Annotated in this window: 2 pseudogenes; both read right to left on the bottom strand. The window is 68.9% G+C overall.

Annotated elements, in window-relative coordinates:
* Window positions 1–133, bottom strand: a pseudogene (locus A5775_RS25550) (oxidoreductase); the annotation flags it as partial.
* A 2-nt stretch (window positions 134–135) separates the two neighbouring features.
* A pseudogene (locus A5775_RS20440) lies at window positions 136–628 on the bottom strand (alpha/beta hydrolase); the annotation flags it as partial.

Below are 628 nucleotides of genomic sequence, written 5' to 3'. Positions count from 1 at the left end.
TCCACCGCGACGCCGACGCCAGGCCGCCGAACAGCGTGCCGACCCCGTACAACGCCGTGTACATCCGGTCGCGTTTGCGCCGGCCGTAGAGGTCGGCCGGGATGCTGTCCCAAATGCCCCGTGTCACAGTCATCCTCACGCCCCGCCTAGGTCGTGGCGGTCCGCAGGCTCCGAGGTCAGGTCCACCCATTCGCCGGTGAATCCGGCGATGACGTCGGGATGGGAGGTGACCGCCCAGTGGCCACCGTCGATCGGGACGACCCTGCCGCCGTCCGGAATGGAGCCGGTGAACCGTTGCAGGGCGGGCGATACGAAGTAGTCGCGGCGCGCGACGAGAACCTGCACCGGTACCCGAGTCTGCGGCAACGGCCTCACGGGGACGAAGAACGGCGCCGGCATGTTGGCGCGGTACAGGTTGAGCCCGTTGAGGTAGTCATCGATCGACCGGGTGGTCGCCGCGCGTTGCCGGTCGCTGCCACGCCCGCGGCCGATACCTTCCACCGCGGCAAAGACTTTCGTGGTCGCCCGCGACCGGATCGCCAGCTCCGGCACGACCGGGCACAGGAAGAACCAGATGTACGAGGACGCCAGGGCCTGCTTGACGACGTCGACGACCGCACGCGGTGTG

Origin of the sequence: Mycobacterium sp. 852002-10029_SCH5224772 (assembly GCF_001667315.1) — a bacterium.
Taxonomy (GTDB): domain Bacteria; phylum Actinomycetota; class Actinomycetes; order Mycobacteriales; family Mycobacteriaceae; genus Mycobacterium.
This window is presented reverse-complemented; position numbering and strand designations above follow the sequence as displayed.